The sequence below is a fragment of the Lysinibacillus sp. NPDC093210 genome, assembly GCF_044753985.1.
In the GTDB taxonomy this organism is placed as follows: domain Bacteria; phylum Bacillota; class Bacilli; order Bacillales_A; family Planococcaceae; genus Lysinibacillus.
The window spans coordinates 170458-187661 of the sequence record NZ_JBIVOE010000002.1 but is presented as its reverse complement, the minus strand read 5'-3'; the positions used below and the strand labels follow the sequence as shown (position 1 = coordinate 187661).

At 36.2% G+C, this 17204-nt stretch carries 16 protein-coding genes; 11 read left to right on the top strand and 5 right to left on the bottom strand.

Going from position 1 to position 17204, the window contains the following annotated elements; all coding sequences use genetic code 11:
* Positions 1–4 precede the first annotated feature (4 nt).
* Both ACIP9C_RS06490 and ACIP9C_RS06485 read left to right on the top strand, forming a co-directional pair.
* Entirely contained in the window at positions 5–1165 is a 1161-nt protein-coding gene (locus tag ACIP9C_RS06490; RefSeq protein WP_401009333.1) for a nitrilase-related carbon-nitrogen hydrolase, read from the top strand.
* 477 nt (positions 1166–1642) lie between these two features.
* Positions 1643–2485: an aldo/keto reductase gene (locus ACIP9C_RS06485; RefSeq protein WP_401009332.1), complete on the top strand. Its 843-nt coding sequence runs from the start codon at positions 1643–1645 to the stop codon at positions 2483–2485.
* A gap of 54 nt (positions 2486–2539) precedes the next feature.
* Here the strand turns inward: ACIP9C_RS06485 and ACIP9C_RS06480 are convergent, their stop codons facing one another.
* Positions 2540–2929, bottom strand: a complete 390-nt coding sequence (locus ACIP9C_RS06480) for a winged helix-turn-helix transcriptional regulator (RefSeq protein ID WP_401009331.1) — start codon at positions 2927–2929, stop codon at positions 2540–2542.
* 109 nt (positions 2930–3038) lie between these two features.
* On the opposite strand from ACIP9C_RS06480, the gene ACIP9C_RS06475 reads away from it, so the two are divergent.
* From ACIP9C_RS06475 to ACIP9C_RS06460, 4 genes are all read left to right on the top strand, one after another.
* Positions 3039–4226, top strand: coding sequence for an MFS transporter (locus tag ACIP9C_RS06475; RefSeq protein ID WP_401009330.1), 1188 nt, complete (start codon positions 3039–3041; stop codon positions 4224–4226).
* Positions 4227–4939: 713 nt separating this feature from the next.
* Positions 4940–5926: a LacI family DNA-binding transcriptional regulator gene (locus ACIP9C_RS06470; protein WP_401009329.1), complete on the top strand. Its 987-nt coding sequence runs from the start codon at positions 4940–4942 to the stop codon at positions 5924–5926.
* Between the two features lie 256 nt (positions 5927–6182).
* On the top strand, positions 6183–7466 hold the full coding sequence (gene hisD, locus ACIP9C_RS06465) for a histidinol dehydrogenase (protein WP_401009328.1): 1284 nt from the start codon (positions 6183–6185) through the stop codon (positions 7464–7466).
* A gap of 66 nt (positions 7467–7532) precedes the next feature.
* Positions 7533–8855, top strand: a complete 1323-nt coding sequence (locus ACIP9C_RS06460; RefSeq protein ID WP_401009327.1) for a GntP family permease — start codon at positions 7533–7535, stop codon at positions 8853–8855.
* 130 nt (positions 8856–8985) lie between these two features.
* Here ACIP9C_RS06460 and ACIP9C_RS06455 read toward each other — a convergent pair whose 3' ends face one another.
* Positions 8986–9216, bottom strand: coding sequence for a phosphoglycerate mutase (locus tag ACIP9C_RS06455; RefSeq protein ID WP_401009326.1), 231 nt, complete (start codon positions 9214–9216; stop codon positions 8986–8988).
* Positions 9217–9381: 165 nt separating this feature from the next.
* Between ACIP9C_RS06455 and ACIP9C_RS06450 the strand changes: the two genes are divergently transcribed.
* The 5 genes from ACIP9C_RS06450 (at position 9382) to ACIP9C_RS06430 (ending at position 14326) form a co-directional block, all read left to right on the top strand.
* Positions 9382–10392 (top strand): linear amide C-N hydrolase, encoded by a 1011-nt coding sequence (locus ACIP9C_RS06450; protein ID WP_401009325.1) that lies wholly within the window; start codon positions 9382–9384, stop codon positions 10390–10392.
* Positions 10393–10622: 230 nt separating this feature from the next.
* Entirely contained in the window at positions 10623–12053 is a 1431-nt protein-coding gene (gene pdxR / locus ACIP9C_RS06445; protein WP_401009324.1) for a MocR-like pyridoxine biosynthesis transcription factor PdxR, read from the top strand.
* A 553-nt stretch (positions 12054–12606) separates the two neighbouring features.
* Entirely contained in the window at positions 12607–13053 is a 447-nt protein-coding gene (locus tag ACIP9C_RS06440; protein WP_401009323.1) for a YfmQ family protein, read from the top strand.
* Between the two features lie 431 nt (positions 13054–13484).
* A complete protein-coding gene (locus ACIP9C_RS06435; RefSeq protein WP_401009322.1) occupies positions 13485–13742 on the top strand; it encodes a hypothetical protein in 258 nt (85 codons plus the stop codon).
* A 23-nt stretch (positions 13743–13765) separates the two neighbouring features.
* A complete protein-coding gene (locus tag ACIP9C_RS06430) occupies positions 13766–14326 on the top strand; it encodes a DUF4256 domain-containing protein (RefSeq protein WP_401009321.1) in 561 nt (186 codons plus the stop codon).
* 251 nt (positions 14327–14577) lie between these two features.
* On the opposite strand, the gene ACIP9C_RS06425 is transcribed toward ACIP9C_RS06430, so the two are convergent.
* The 3 genes from ACIP9C_RS06425 to ACIP9C_RS06415 all read right to left on the bottom strand — a co-directional run bounded on the left by ACIP9C_RS06425 (position 14578) and on the right by ACIP9C_RS06415 (position 17100).
* On the bottom strand, positions 14578–14745 hold the full coding sequence (locus tag ACIP9C_RS06425; RefSeq protein WP_401009320.1) for a YjcZ family sporulation protein: 168 nt from the start codon (positions 14743–14745) through the stop codon (positions 14578–14580).
* Positions 14746–14914: 169 nt separating this feature from the next.
* On the bottom strand, positions 14915–15070 hold the full coding sequence (locus tag ACIP9C_RS06420; protein ID WP_401009865.1) for a VanZ family protein: 156 nt from the start codon (positions 15068–15070) through the stop codon (positions 14915–14917).
* Positions 15071–15363: 293 nt separating this feature from the next.
* Positions 15364–17100 (bottom strand): ABC transporter ATP-binding protein, encoded by a 1737-nt coding sequence (locus ACIP9C_RS06415; RefSeq protein ID WP_401009319.1) that lies wholly within the window; start codon positions 17098–17100, stop codon positions 15364–15366.
* Positions 17101–17204: the final 104 nt, after the last annotated feature.

The following is a 17204-nucleotide window of genomic DNA, read 5'->3' as shown; positions in this document are numbered from 1 at the left end:
CAATATGAATTATTTAGTATTTCAAATGGAATTGGAAGTAGGAAATCCAGAAAAGAATAGGGAAATCATAGAACGGTGGTTAGAAGTTAACTACTATGATGACTTAGATGTTGTAGTTCTACCAGAAATGTGGTCAACGGGCTATGCATTGGAAGGATTAAAAGAAATATGCACAGTGGATGGCAATCAATCAATTGAATTTTTACAATTACTTAGTAAGAAGTTTAATGTAAATTTGGTGGGAGGTTCGATTGCTTATTTAGAAGGTCAAGATATCTTTAATCGAGCGATTATTGTAAATCGAATGGGTGAGATTGTTCATACATATGACAAGATGCACCTTGTTCCAATGTTAAATGAGCCAGAGTTTTTAACAGGTGGTCGCAATCAAGTTAATGTATTTGAGCTTGAAGGGGTAAAGATGGGTGTAATAATTTGCTACGATCTAAGATTTACTGAAATTATTCGGGACTTAGCATTACAGGGTATTCAAGTACTCCACATCGTGGCAGAATGGCCACTAGCAAGAGAAACACATTGGAATACCTTGCTTCGTGCACGCGCAATTGAGAACCAGATGTATGTTGTTGCATCAAACGTAACTGGGACAAAGTTAGGAGTAAAATTCGCAGGTTGCTCTCAAATTATTGACCCTTGGGGAGATATAGTTCAGAAATTAAATCAAGAAGTTGGTGAATTAAAAGCAACTTTAGATTTGGAGACAGTGCCGCAAGTCAGAAAAGATGTGCCTATCTTCAGTAGTCGTGTACCATCACTTTATAGGTCCAACCAAAGATTTTTCTTAGACGGAGTGGAGGGGAAATCGAGACCTGAAGTTGAATTTACAGACTATAAGAATTTTAAACTTGAACCAATTGATGGGCTGGTAGAAGGGCTGTCACAAAGGGTAATCTCAGAGAATTTATCAACACAGGAAATGGTTCGTATTTTGGAGTTCGCCCCTGGTACAGATACGACGCCTAATGGAGTTCAAGTGCATAATTATTGGGAAGAGCTATATGTCATTAAAGGCTCTGTCATAGATTTAACTTTAAATAAGACCTTCACTGCGGGAATGGTAGCTTCACGTCCCCCAGGAATGCAACATGGTCCATGGAAATCAACGGATGGTTGCGTAATGTTTGAAGTACGATACAGTCGATAATAAAGTGCTGAGAATTTGAGAATGACTGTAGTTTTTAATAACGGGTACCACTTATTTAGATGACAAAATGACGACAATCCAAAGGAAAGTTGTCATTTTTAACGATAATTGCGCATTTTATAATTGTTATTTTTCACTGCTAGGTTAAGTGAAAAATTTGTTTATAAATTCCCATTTTAAAAAGTTTAAGCTTTATTTTCTATATTATATTTTAAATAATATTGAGACACAGTCCATTTTGGAAGGTGTCTTTTTATTTTTATGTTTTGAAAATTCTTCGCATATCCCATTCAACTTTTAACCCAGCTCACATTCTCCCCTACAATTATAAAAATTTTTATTCCGCTAATCATTGCCAACTCACAAATGTTACCTCGACGTTACTATGAAACAAAATTGTGCGTACTTTTTTTTGCTCTTTCGAGACTACATAATGAGAAAGCAATCAAGTAAACACACATTGGAGGAATAAAATTAATGGATCATTTACAAGATACAATCACATTAAATAACGGGTTACAAATGCCTGGTATAGGTTTAGGCGTTTTTCAAGTAGAGAATGATGCTACTGCAGAGATGGTTAAAAACGCTATCGAGGTTGGATATCGAAGCATCGATACTGCTGCTATTTATGGCAATGAAGCGGGCGTAGGGGAAGGTATAAAACTAGCGCTAGCATCTACTGGTTTACGTCGTGAAGACTTGTTTATTACATCAAAAGTATGGAATGACGGATTAAACTATGACGAAACAATTGCTGCATATGAAGAGAGTCTACAAAAATTAGGGTTAGATTATTTAGATCTTTACCTTATTCATTGGCCAGGTAAAGATAAGTATGCTGAATCTTGGAGAGCGCTTGAAGATTTATATGAACAAGGCAAGATTAAAGCAATTGGCGTATGTAACTTTACTGTAGCACACTTGGAAAAATTATTATCATTTGCTCGTATTAAACCTGTTATCAATCAAGTGGAATTCCACCCACGCTTACAGCAAGTGGAGCTGCGTTCAATTTGTGACAAGCACCAAATTCAACTAGAAGCATGGGCTCCATTAATGCAAGGTGGGCTTCTTGAAGATGAAACGATTTCTAAAATCGCTACAAAATATGGGAAATCGATTGCTCAAGTTATTTTGCGTTGGGATGTCCAAAATGGAGTGATCACAATTCCAAAATCTGTGCGTAGAGAACGCATGATGCAAAATGCCGATATTTTTGACTTTCATTTAACAGACGAAGAAATGGCTACTATCAATTCAATGAACCTTGAACAACGTGTTGGACCAAACCCAGATGAATTTGACTTTGCTCTATAAGCATTAAAAAGGAAAAGAGACTGTCTAGTGTGTGACAGTCTCTTTCTTCCCTCATTATGATGTTTGCTGCATAGCGATAGCGATATCTTCATCGCGTTGTTTTAAAACGACATCTTCGCCTTTTTCCTGTAATACTTCAATATGATTTTCGCCCCAAGTGCAAAGCATGTTTAAAATAGGTTCCATTCCTTCTCCATATGGCGTTAAGGAATATTCAACTTTGGGCGGTACTTGATTAAAGACCTTGCGATCGATTAGTCCAGCTTGCTCTAACTCTCGTAATTGGCTTGTAAGCATTTTTTGAGAAATTTTTGGAATCAATCGTCGAAACTCATTTGTTCGAATTTTACCATGGTGGTTTAAATGACAAAGAATAATCGGTTTCCATTTTCCACCGATTACTTCAAGCGTCGCTTCAACACCAATATTATATAATTTTTGCATTGTAGCCTCCGTAGTATACAAAAGTAACTAAAAGTACTCTATAGGTCATTTAGGTATGTACTGAATGTTACTACACATGCAAAGAAAAATCAAAGGAGATAGTATTCGTATGTCACAAACAAAAAAGCCAAATGCTAAATTAACTTTGTTAGCACTTGCAATTAGTGCATTTGGTATAGGGTCCACTGAATTTATCAGTGTTGGCCTTCTACCATTAATAAAAGATAACTTTGGTATATCGTTAAGCACAGCAGGCTTAACCGTTTCTATATATGCACTAGGTGTAACGATTGGGGCTCCATTATTAACAGCCTTTACATCACGCCTCAGTCGCAAAACAGTTTTATTGCTTGTTATGACCATTTTTATTATTGGTAATTTAATAGCAGCATTAGCACCTATTTTCTCCATCCTGATTATAGGACGCATAATTTCAGCATTAGCACACGGTGTGTTTATGTCCATCGCCTCTGTCATTGCGGCAGATGTAGTTGAACCAAATAAACGAGCAAGCGCTATTGCCTTTATGTTTACAGGTTTAACATTAGCTACTGTAACAGGCGTCCCACTTGGTACATTTATTGGACAAGTAATGGACTGGCGTATGTCCTTCATGTCTATTGTCGTAATTGGGGTTATCGGTTTAATTAGTAATGCGATGTTAGTCCCTAGCCAATTATCGAAAGGCAACCCAATCTCATTACGTGATATTAGCAAAGTATTAGGTAATATCCGCATGTTATTAATACTTTTCATTACTGCAATTGGTTACGGTGGTGTCTTTGTTGTTTATACGTTTGTTTCGCCGATTTTAGAGCAATATATGGGGTACTCACCACATGCTGTTGTTGTGATTTTAGTTGTCTATGGTATTTGTGTTGCAATTGGTAATACATTAGGCGGTCATTTCGCTAATAAAAATCCGCTTCGTTCAATCTTTATTATTTTTGTTGGGCTTGCCTTAGCATTACTTGGCATTAGCTTTACGCTTGAATCACCAATTATCGGATTAATCATGGTGCTGCTAATGGGGTTATTTATGTTCATGAATGTCCCAGGCTTGCAATTATATGCGGTTATTTTGTCTGAAAAATATGTGCCATCAGCTATTTCCATGGCTTCCGCATTAAATATTTCTGCTTTTAACATTGGGATATTTCTAGGATCATATATTGGAGGCATTATTATTCGCCATCAATCGTTAGCGCATACACCACTTTACGGATTCTTAATGGTGATGCTTGCAGCGGTTGTTACACTACTATGGTTTCTTTTTGATAAAAAGAAAGTGGATTAATTTTAGGCGTGAGTAATAATGTGGAGATAAATAAAAAAGGAAGCACATTATGGTTTCCTTTCAGGTTATAGACAAACTCGAAAAAACTCGAGTTTGTCTATAGTCTTTTTTATTTACAACAAATATTGTTGGCTACTGCCGTTGATTTCCGTTTCGTGCGAACGCTTTCCGCGGACACACCATAAGAAGCAACCCTTGCTAGCGTGCGGTTTGTTATGTCTTTCTTTCTGTGCATACCCGCAGGAGTCGCCACCCTTCACTCCAATCATAGTTTCCTATCTTCTATTTATATCAATCTAAGTGAAAGTAGCTCAATTGTACTTTAATTATTACATGCTAATTGCCATTCCTTTAAATAGCCTTGACTTCTAGCTTGGTTTTTAGTTTTATTATAAGTATATAAATTAATTCTTTTAACTAATTGCTCTCAAATTTAAAAACAAAATTATGAATCATTTAGCTAATTTTAAAATGCAATGAACAAAGTTTTTTTGGTTACGTATAGGTAGGACCTCTAGTGTATAGATGGTCTTTTTTTGTGGGCTCATATCGGCTATACAAATCTGGGAGGACATTAAATAACCTAGAACTTGCTTTCCACCCAAGTTCTAATGTAGTTTGTTGTTAAAGAGAATCGTTTTATCGAGGACACGTGTATGCTTATAGAACAATTTGTTGAGATGAAATATTGATTGAAAGAGGTTATGTACAACATGAAACAAGGAGTTACTGCCAAAGATGTAGCAAAATTGGCTGGTGTTTCACAATCTTCGGTATCAAGAGTGTATTTTGAAGGTGCGTCAGTATCTGCGAAAACTAGAGAAAAGGTTTTAGCAGCAGCACAAGAGCTTGGCTATAGACCGAATGAATTTGCACGAAGCTTAATTACAAATCAATCCAAAATTATTGGTTTAGTGATGAAAGGTGTTCAAAATCCTTTCTACCCCCAAGTATTAAAGCTATTTACGACTTCCCTTAAAAAACATGGCTATAGCGTACTATTCGTCTACACCAATAATGATGAAATCCAAAAAGAAGATATCGAAATATTATTTAATTATAATGTTGCGGGTGTAGTTATTACCGATGCATCACTTTCTTTGTCGGTAACAGAAGATTTCATAAAGTATCAAATACCGTTAGTTCTGTTTAATCGAAAAATAGATAATAATAAATTTTATTCTGTATGTTGTAACAACTTTGAGGCAAGTAAAAAGATTGCAGAATATCTATTAAGTATCGGTTGCACAAAGATGATTTATATTTCAGGAAATGAAAATACATCTACTAGTAGAGAACGGGAAAAAGGATTTAGTGCTATGTTACAGGGGGAAGAAGTGCACTATCAGAAATACAGTTCTGATTACACTTATGAAGGTGGGTATAATATTACTCGTAAAATTATATTAGAAAAGCAATTGCCGGATGCGTTCTTTGTGGCCAATGATATTATGGCGTTAGGAGTAGTGGATGCATTAAAGGACAATAATATCGCTATCCCGAATGAAACGAAAGTAATTGGTTTTGATAATATTGAAATGGCAGCTTGGCCTACATACAATCTAACAACATGGGAGCAACCAATTACAGAAATGGTGGAAGAGACTGTGAAGTATTTGCTTAATGAACTAGAAGAATATTCAGGTGAAGCTAAAAATCTCGAAATTGACGGAGCCCTTATTTTGCGAAAAACAACATAGTGTAAAAAGGTCGTAAAGACTTATTCCATAGGCATCATGCTATATCAAAATAGGATGCATACAGCAATATGTATGTGTATCTTATGAGAGATAGTGTGATGCTTTTATTATTTTCTCATTAGTTATGGTAAATATTTATTAAAAATAACGAAAATAAATACCTGTTGACAACCTTTTATTTTTCGAATAATCTTACTTATATAATTTCTGCATACGTATGCAAAAATGAAATACTAAACAAAAAGGGGTAATAACAATGGCTAAAGTATTGAAATCTGGAAAATCAAAAGAAGAAGTAAGCATAAATGACTCGCAGGTCTCTCAAATTGTAGCGGAAGCAATTAAGGACATAGAAAAGCGAGGAGATCAAGCAGTTCGTGAACTATCTGAAAAATTCGATAAATGGTCTCCAGAAGCGTTCCGTTTAACTGACAAGCAAATAAATGAAATCGTATCCAAAGTGCCTAGCGAAGTAATTGAGGACATTAAATTTGCTCAAAAAAATATTCGCGAATTTGCAGAAGCGCAATTAGCTTCATTACATGATGTGGAAGTCGAAAATATTCCTGGGGTAATTTTAGGTCACAAAAATATTCCAGTTAACAGTGTTGGATGTTACATACCTGGTGGTCGCTATCCAATGGTTGCATCTGCGCATATGAGTGTTTTAACGGCTAAAGTGGCAGGCGTAAAACGAGTAATTGCTTGTACGCCACCTATTAACGGAGAAATTCCACATGCCACAATTGCAGCAATGTCATTAGCAGGTGCTGATGAAATTTACCTTCTAGGTGGTATTCAAGCAATGGCTGCGATGGCAATTGGTACAGAAACAATCGAATCTGTAGATATGATTGTTGGACCAGGGAATGCCTTCGTTGCCGAAGCAAAAAGACAATTGTATGGTCGCGTAGGAATTGACTTGTTTGCAGGTCCAACAGAAACATTAGTAGTTGCTGACCATACGGCAGATGCCGAAATGATAGCAACGGACCTTCTTGGACAAGGGGAGCATGGACCAACATCACCTGGAGCGCTTATTACAACATCTGAAAAATTGGCAGAAGAAACTGTAAAAGAAATTGAACGTCAATTGCAAACGTTACCAACTGCTGATGTTGCACGTGTATCTTGGGAAGATTATGGTCAAATCCTTTTAGTAGATTCTATTGAGGAAGCTAGAGTTGAAGCAGATCGACTTGCTTTTGAGCATGTAGAGATATTAACGGAAGATCCTAATTACTTCCTTGAAAAGATGACGAACTATGGTTGCTTATTCTTAGGCCCTGAGACAAATGTTGCTTATGGAGACAAAGTAATTGGCACAAATCATACATTACCGACTAAGGGTGCTGCTCGTTATACAGGTGGATTATGGGTAGGGAAATTTATTAAGACTGTTACCTATCAAAAAGTAACACCAGAGGCAAGTGCCTACATTGGGGAATATGCAGCACGTCTTTGTCAGTTAGAAAACTTTGCTGGTCATGCAGAGCAAGCTCTTCTACGTGTGAGAAGATACGGTAAAAAGAATGATTAATGCTAGGTATGACGGCAAATAATTGAAGGTTAATAAAGCGCAAAAAGGGGATTCGGGGGGAACAATATGTTAGGGATGATTGGGTTATTTGGCGGATTGGCACTATTAATATATTTAACAATGAGAGGTATGAACTTACTCATTGCTGCACCTATCACTGCATTGCTTGTAGGGCTATTAAATGGGCTGCCGCTTTTCCCGCAGCTTGCAGAAAATGATGCTGCAAACTTTTTAACTAATTATATGTCTGGTTTCACAGGCTTTATCGCATCTTGGTATTTAATGTTTTTAACAGGGGCTATATTTGGTAAAGTAATGGAAGATAGTGGAGCTGCGGACAGTGTTTCGCAATGGATTGTCAGTAAAATCGGCATGAAACAAGCTGCATTAGCGATTGTAGTTGCCTGTGCGGTTTTAACTTATGGTGGTGTGAGCTTGTTTGTTGTAGCCTTTTCTGTTTATCCTATGGCACTTAGCCTATTTAAACAGGCAGATTTACCAAGACGCTTTATTCCAGCGGCTCTTGGTTTTGGTTCCACAACGTTTACGATGACATCTGCAGGATCGCCTGAAATACAAAACTGGATTCCAATTCAGTTTTTAGGTACCTCACCATATGCAGGATGGGAAGTTAGTTTTATTGTCGCCGTATTTATGTTAGCGTTCGGTTATTGGTGGCTCAAAAAGATGATCAAAAAAGCTATGGCGAATGGAGAACGATTTGTTAGTAGAGAGACGGATATATTGACAACAACTCGGACAGATTTACCAAATCCGATTTTAAGTATTGTTCCACTATTTGTGGTATTAATTATTTCTTTTACCTTCCATAATTCATTAGGAACGTCTGCATTGATCATCGCGTTAACGGGCGGTATATTAGCAAGTTACCTCATCAACAGAAAGTTCTTTCAAAATTTTGGTGCAGCAGTAGGAGAAGGGGCAATGGGCGCTATTGTTGCGATTGCGAATACAGCTGCGGTTGTTGGCTTTGGGGGTGTCGTAAAAGCAACACCTGCTTTTGAATCTGCTGTAAAGGTTATGACAGATATTCCAGGAAGTCCATTAGTCGGTGGTGCATTAGCGGTAGCAGTTATTGCAGGATTAACGGGTTCGTCATCTGGTGGACAAGCCATCGCATTACCATTATTAGCACCACATTATTTAGATTTAGGTGTCAATCCGGAGGCGTTACACCGAACAGTTGCCATTTCTTCGGGGTCACTTGACTCGCTTCCACAAGGAGGATATGTTGTTACGACTATTCGTTCAATCTGTGGAGAAACACATAAAGATGCGTACCCAGCATTTGGTGCATTAACAGTTGTAGTGCCGGCATTAGGAGTAATATTAGCCGTAATTTTATTCTCATTAGGTTTGGGCATTTAAACGATATATGAAAACAGAAACCCAACAAATGATGATCATCGTTTGTTGGGTTTCTTTGCTTATAAAATAAAAGGAAACTTACTTGAGTATAGTTCTGCAATCGTTTTATTTCATCATAGCCAAATGTTAGTTAACGGTGTATCGTATTTTCTGTTTCATACTGTATATTTAATTTAATTTTGTTCAAGTCCCTATCAATTTTGGAAATTAACATATGTAATTCTTCATTTTCTGGAGCGTTAAACGTTTCTCCTCTTCGTTTGCTTAAAGTGACTGTTTGATTAATCAATCGCAAACAGGATTTAATTAGAGCCAAATCAGTTTTGATTGCTTCTTTGTTTATAATGTCTATTTCATCCATTAATAATCACCCCTACAAACATAATACAATATTAGTAATCATTATCCAATACGATGAAGTGTATGATACATCGTTAGATAATGTGCCTATGATTTAAAGCGTACCATTTATATTCATTTACCACTTTGAAAATGGGTTAAACAACATAATAGAGGGAGTGTATTTATGTTTGGTTGCAGTAGCTTATCAATTCATACAACAGATAAGAAAACATTATTTGCTCGGACAATGGATTTTACAATGGAACCAGATAGTAAAGTAGTTATTGTCCCACGCAAATATGGCATTCGATTGCTTGAAGAAAAAAATAAGGTGACCATTAGCAATCCATACGCGTTTATTGGAATGGGCAGCACGGATCTCGCATCTCCTGTTCTCTACGACGGTGTAAACGAAAAGGGTTTGATGGGAGCGATGCTTTACTATGCCACATTTGCGACTTATTCAGACGAACCTAAAGAAGGCACAAGAGGTATTAATCCGATTTATGTTGTTTCACAAGTTTTGGGAAGCTGTGTAACAGTCGACGATGTCGTTGAAAAATTAGGCGCTTTTACATTATTGAATGAAGCAAATAATATACTTGGCTTCGCACCACCTCTTCACTATACATTTACGGATGCTAGTGGTGAAACGATTGTCATTGAACCTGATAGAACAGGCATCACTATTCATCGCCAAACAATAGGGGTCATGACCAATAGCCCTGGTTACGAATGGCATCAGACAAATTTAAGAGCTTATATTGGTGTCACGCCTAATCCTCCCCAAGACATTACAATGGGAAATTTGAAATTAACACCGTTTGGGCAAGGGGCAGGCGGGTTAGGATTACCAGGTGATTTCACACCATCTGCACGATTTCTTCGGGTCGCTTATTGGAAGAAGTATACGGAACAAGCGAAAAATGAAATTGAGGGGGTAACTGCCTTGTTTCATATTCTATCTTCGGTTAATATTCCGAAAGGAGTTGTCTTAAATAAAGAGGGGAAGGCGGACTATACAATATATACTTCGGCAATGTGTGCGCAAAGCAAAAACTATTACTTTAAACTTTATGACAATAGTCGAATTTCAGCTGTTTCATTATTTGCCGAGGATTTGAATAGCCATAAATTAATTACATTTGAGTGGAACCGTAAACAGGATATTAAACAGTTGAATGTGACAAGCTGATATAGTACCAGGCGCTTATTACGAAGTATGAGCACCTGGTCTTTTTATGTCTTTAATAATCTCAGAAACTCATTAGTGATAGAGATTGGATTTTTTAGTGGATGGCTAAAATAACATAGTAGTGGCTGGTTCATGACAAGCAAACTTAGATTAATATATAATCTTTTAGCTTGTATAAAACTGCTAAAAGATGAAAGCATGTTTGATAGAATATTATGAGGTGAGTAGATATGGATTGGAAACCAGATAGAAAAGCAAAGAAAGCTATCTATAAACAACTCGCAGAATATATTGAAAAGGGGATTGCTGATGGTACATTCCCACCTGATAAACCATTACCCTCTGAGAGATATTTGGCTAGTACATTGCATTTAAATAGAAGTACGGTCGTTCATGCATATGACGAATTAGAATCTTTAGGGCTAATTGACAGAACTAGAGGTAGCGGTACTACCATAAGTAAAGATATATGGGGTATAACAAAAAAGCGGATTCCGAGCTGGAATCGATATATTGAGGCAGGTTCTTTTTTACCTAGTCTACCTGTAACACAAAAAATAAGAAAAGAAGCAGTTGAACATAAATTAATCAATTTAGCTTCCGGTGAATTGTCAGAAGATCTTTTCCCTAAAAGATTTTTAAGCGAGATTACTTCAACGCGTTCTTTTATTGGAAGCTTAGGGTACGATCATCCACAAGGGAATGAGATCCTTAGAAGTACACTTACAAAACATGTGAAAATAAGTCGAGGAATCGAAACAAACCCTTCTTCAATACTTATAACATCTGGAGCGCAACAAGCATTACATTTAATTGTTCAATGTTTGTTAAAGCCTGGCGATGCAATTGCTATAGAAGATCCTTCATATAATTACAATCTTCCTACTTTTAAATCAGCAGGTATCCAAATACATTATTTACCTGTAGGGAAAGATGGGGTTAATCCAGAAGATTTGCAAATGTTATATAAAAAGCACCGAATAAAAATGATTTTTTTAAATCCATATTTTCAAAATCCGACTGGCTCCTTAATGAATCAAAAGAAAAAAGAAGCGATTTTAGACATATCCTCTAAGCTTGGAATTCCTGTTGTAGAAGACGATCCTTACAGTTTAACTGCTTTTTCTGGAGAAAAAATTTCAACCCTTAAATCAATGGATAAGAATGGCAATGTTTTATATATTAGCTCATTGTCTAAAATTGTCGCTTCAGGACTAAGAATAGGGTGGATTATAGGCCCAACATCAGTGATTGAAAGATTGTCCGATGCGAAGCAACAATTAGACTTTGGTCATTCAAGCTATACACAATGGATAGCCAATGATTTTTTGGAATCAGAAAATTTCCTTTCGCATATTAAAAGTTTAATTAAGGAATTAGAAAAAAGAAGAAATACAATTATTAAAAGTCTTGATACCTATTTAAGAGGGCTTGTGGAATATTCGATTCCGCAAGGTGGTATTCATATATGGTGTAAAATACTAAAAAGCTTTAATGAAACCCAATTACTTGAAGAGTCCATTAAGCAAGGCGTCATTTATGCTCCAGGCTCTACATTGGGTTCCAAAGAAAGCTTTGTTCGTTTTACTTTCGCAAGGGAAGATGAAGATTCGATTGATGAAGGTATTAAAAGGTTTGCACAAGCTCTTCATAGTTTGTAGTTAATTGGATGACTAAAAATAAGCAAGAGTGGATGGTTTAAACGATATAGAAAACCTATATGATCGTAATAAGGGAAGTTAGCATCGTCCCTTAAAAGCATTAGCTGCTGATGAGAAAAACTCAAGGTAGCTACCTTTTATTATATTTTATATCGCGTTCATTTTATGCTTTAGAGTTATTCCCACTCTAAGCTTAAAATGAAAGAAAATAGAGTAACCCTCCAATCCTCAGGTTGGAGAATTGCTCTATTTTTATTATGTCACAATACTTTCATTTGATATTCAAATCTTGTATGGTATGGTGTTGAATGGAGCTTTTCATGAAATCCAATTACTCAATGAATGTAGCGAAAAGATCATTATATTTATTTTTAAAATAAATGGATGGTCAAAAAAGTATCAAATTGGATGGTTATAATCACTATAATTCCTTTATCATTGAGAAGTGGATGATGAGACATTCATCTAGGCATTTAGTGAAAATATCGCAATGAAGGTGATAATAAATTATTTGCTATAAAAATGATAAAATTATTGAAAGAGTTGATATGATATGACATGGGGTTTAATTATTACAATAGTGATTGGATCTATTGTTAAATTGTTAATGAGTCCTCCAAGTATCGTTGTGGCATGGACTGTAAGTAAATTTGAACTTCATAAAAAACTGGATTCAAAAGATGTTACGGTAACCTATAACGGAAAGAATTTAGAAGAGGTAGAAAAAAACAGATTTACCGACTATTTTAATGAAGCTTCCTTTTTAAAAAAGCATTATATCTTCCCAGGCAATGAAAAATTATTTCTAGAGCCAGAATCGAATGTGACGCCATTTGTCATAAACGTAAAAAAGGGTAAAAAAGAAGATGTTAATTTCTTTGTTTTTAATTATGATAATCACGTTGATGTAGTGAAGAAATACAAGGAGAAAGTGGTTTCTTATAGTATAAGTTCTGAACATCTACAAAAATTTTCTTTGTCTCCTAATGGATTAATTTAAAGGGGATAAAAATCCCTTACTATACAATTACAAAATCATTTATCCAGCCAGTTGTCGGTATTGTACCGATAACTGGTTGTTTTAAGTTTTGCTTGTATTCGAAAATGAAGTTTTGACCGCTTGTTCTATATAACTTAATTTATTCGTCTATCAGCTTAAAATCTTTACTAGAGAATGATGGGAATAATAAATAACTTCAGCTTTTTTTGAGACACATTTCATGATGGTAAATGGAGGATGGGTAAACTACCAGCCACAACAATTATGAATAAAGATAAAAAACGGTTAATATAAATTTTGCTTTTTTCATATAGAACCCTCTTTATCCTTTTTCAATAATTATAATATGACAGCAAGTAGTTGAAAACGAAGAAGAAACAGGTTATTTTATATAGATAAATGAGCGTGTTTTTCAAGGTGGAATTAATGAATTGATAGAAGATTTACTTGCAGCATTCATACCTAATGGTAGTATTGCTTTAGATACGAGAAAAATCGATAGAAATATTGGATTGTTAAAAAATGAATTATGGTTTGAAGATATTTATAATGAAGAAAAATATCGAAAGTTATTTTTCGTAAATAGAAAAGTAAGGAGATATCTACAAAATACTCATCGTGTGAAAAGAATGATAAAAAAGGAAAAAATTCAAAATGTATTTATAGCCTTTTTAAATAAACAACTATGACAATTAATATGGGGGAAACGAATATGCCAAACAAAGAGTTATCACTTGAGCAGCATGAGGAACTACTAAAAACATTGCAAGACCGATTTGAGAAAAATATGAACCGCCATCAAGGTCTTGACTGGGCTAAAGTACAAGCTAAGCTTGTAGCTAATACGGAAAAACTTTGGTCGCTTAATGAAATGGAAGTGACAGGCGGCGAGCCGGATGTTGTCGAGTATGACGAAAATACGGACGAGTACATTTTTTATGATTGTGCAACGGAAAGTCCTAAAGGTCGTAGAAGCTTTTGTTACGATCGTGAAGCGTTGGAATCAAGAAAGAAGCATCAACCAGAAAATACAGTAATCGATATGGCAACTACCATGGGCATAGAACTGTTAACGGAGGAACAATACCGAAAATTGCAGGAACTAGGGAATTTCGATTTGAAAACATCAAGCTGGGTGCAAACTCCTGCAAATATTAGAAAACTTGGCGGGGCTATCTTTTGTGATCGTCGCTACGGTACGGTCTTTATGTATCATAATGGAGCAGATTCCTACTATGCTGCAAGAGGCTTCCGTGGCTCGCTTAAAGTCTAAGTGATTAGAGCTGTTTAGACAGCTCTTTTTTATTTCTTAATATTAACATAGCAAATTAGTTAGAACCATAATGAAAACAGTCATCAATGCAACATTTGCAATGGTGACTGTTTTCGATATAAGTATTATAAAAACTTTAGCTAGTCTATTTTGAGTTACTTCTTACCGGATTAAGGATTAGATTAAAAGGGTCACCAGGCTGGGAGCAACCCTTTGATTTAGAGAGGTGCATTCCATCTAGTATGATAGTATTAACAATCTTCTCCAGAACTTATGAAAGTAGCGCCGACAATAATTAAAAGAATAAATAGCACAACGATTAGCACAAATGTTGAACCGTTATTGTTATTACCGTAATCATAGTTATTTACTCCACAACAATTATTGTTCCAATTGCCTGCATTTCCGTAGTATCCCATGGAAAAATCCCTCCTTTCTTCAATGTATAATATGTATTCTGCAAAGAAGTGGGGGGGTGTTTATCCATTAAAAATTTAAACTAGTTATATTTTGTGGGAGAAGACAAAAAGAGGTGTCGACGGAAATGCTACTCTATATATGAAATTTGCAAGCCATCTTCAACAAGTTTCATAAGGAGCCTTTAGTTTGTGAAATAGCGACCACTTTATAAACTTTCATGTAAGTTTTCCATAGGAAATAGCCTAAAACACTACTAATAAGATTTAGTAGAATATCATCAATATCAAAACTACCTAAATAAAGAATTAACTGAAGTCCCTCTATACTAAGTGACCTTTATTAATCGGAAATCGCCGATAAAATCTACAGAATCGCCGATAAGGCATGAAAAATCGCCGATAAAACTGTTTCAATCGCCGATAAGGCACTACGAATGTATCTTAGGGAGAATACTGATATAAAAAAAATCCACTAGCTTTCCGCGGGCACAACGTAAGCCGCAACCCTCGCTATGCGCGGTGTTAAGTCTTACGCTACGTGCGTTCCCGCAGGAGTCACCGTGGATTTTTACCTAAAGACCGAAAATTCAAAATTGTTTGAGTGACTGGCACTTTTCGTTACATTGCTACCCAGTGATCTTTAGAAACTTCCACAAGTTGTGTGTTGTCTATATTAAAACGATTAATCATCAACTCTTCCTCGGACATGACCTGACGTTTCTTTTGTTTTTCAATTGCTGGGTCCGGTATTGGAATGGATTGTAGTAGCATTTTTGTATAGGGATGCTGTGGGTTTGCATAGAGTTCTTCGCTTTCGGCTAATTCCACAATTTTTCCTCCGTACATCACGGCTACGCGATCACTAATATGCTTCACCATCGACAAATCATGTGCGATAAATAAATAAGTCAAACCTAGTCGTTGTTGTAATTCTTTCAATAAGTCTACAACTTGTTTTTGAATCGAAACATCTAGGGCAGAGAGTGGTTCATCACATACAATAAAATTCGGCTCGACAGCTAAAGCACGGGCAATACCAATACGTTGTCGTTGCCCCCCGCTAAATTCATGTGGATAGCGTAATGCATGCTCCTTTTTTAAGCCTACTAGTTCGAGTAATTTCTCTATACGTGCGCGACGTTCCTCAGCTGATCTCGCCAATTTATGTACATCGAGTGCCTCCCCAATAATATCAAGAACCTTTTTACGAGGATTTAATGATGAGTATGGATCCTGGAAAATGATTTGCATATGTCGTCGCATACTTTTTAATTCACTTTTAGATAAGCGTGTGACAGGAACCCCTTTATACAATACTTCACCATCAGTTGGTTCATGGAGCTGTAAAATTGTCCGTCCTGTTGTCGATTTACCTGAACCAGATTCGCCTACGAGCCCGAGTGTCTCACCAGGATAAATACGGAACGATAAATCATCTACTGCTTTCAATAGTTCACCTTTTTTTAAATCGAAATGCTTAGATAAATTCCGTACTTCAATTAACGGTACGTTTAAATCTGTACCTTCTTCGATATTAGGAGGCTGTTTTGGTTCTTTCTTTTCATGAAGCTTCGGCAGTGCATTTAATAGTTTCTTCGTATAAGGATGTTGCGGATTTGCAAATATCTCTTCCGTAGTTCCTTCCTCTACAATTTCTCCCTCTTTCATGACAATGACACGATCGCACATACCTGCAACAACACCTAAATCATGCGTAATTAAAATGATTGATGTTCCTAGACGTTCTTGCATTTGCTTCATGATGCTTAAAATTTGTGCTTGAATTGTGACATCCAGCGCAGTTGTTGGTTCGTCTGCAATCAAGAGGGAAGGGTTACATGCAAGGGCCATCGTAATCATGACCCGTTGACGCATACCACCACTAAATTCATGTGGGTACTGCTGGTAACGCTCTTCACTATTTTTAATGCCAACTAATTTTAATAATTCGATCGTTTTTTCGTAAGCTTGCTTCTTGGACATTTTTTGATGCTTCATTAAACCTTCAGCAATTTGCTCACCGACACGTATTGTTGGGTTAGTAGAAGTCATCGGGTCTTGGAAAATCATACTGATGTCTTTACCACGGATGGCTTCCATTTGTTTTTCCGATTGTGTCACTAAATTTTCCCCTTGGAAAAGGATTGTACCTGACTTTAAAAAAGAGGGCGGTGATGGGAGAAGACGCATAATGGAACGAGCGGTTACACTTTTTCCACTTCCTGATTCTCCAACAATGCCAACTGTTTCTCCTTTATTGACATAAAAGTTAACACCTTTTACTGCTTCAAATTCGCTTTCTCCCGTAATAAAAGAAACGCGTAAATCTTGTATTTCAAGAATTTTTTCACTCATCGAATACTCATCCTTTAATAAATTTCAAATATTCTTATTGACGAACTGTAGTCGTTCATACATACTATACTATACAGGTAGGTATTGTACAATATAGAGTGTGA